The 262-nt window shown below is 67.2% G+C and carries 1 protein-coding gene; it reads left to right on the forward strand.

From position 1 onward, the window contains the following. Nucleotides 1-262, forward strand: a 262-nt coding sequence (locus SB756_RS31455; RefSeq protein WP_410913421.1) for a hypothetical protein, incomplete at both ends; no start/stop codon positions are given.

Here is a 262-nt window from a genome sequence, read left to right on the forward strand (position 1 = left end):
GTGAAGAACGCGTGCGTGAACTGCGCGAGCCTCTGGACGCCGCTCCAGCTGCAGCCGCTGCTACCGCCGCCGTTGTTGCCGAAGAACGTCCGGCGCGCCAGCCTCGCGAAGAGCGCCAGCCACGTGCGCCACGTGAAGAGCGCCAACCACGTGCCGAACAGGCTCAAGCCGCTGCCGCCAGCGAAGAAGAAGCGCTGCCGAACGAAGAGCAACTGCAGGAAGACGGCCAGGACAACGCCGAAGGCGAACGTCCACGTCGTCG

Source organism: Pseudomonas sp. SIMBA_068 (genome assembly GCF_046534705.1).
In the GTDB taxonomy this organism is placed as follows: Bacteria; Pseudomonadota; Gammaproteobacteria; order Pseudomonadales; family Pseudomonadaceae; genus Aquipseudomonas; species Aquipseudomonas putida.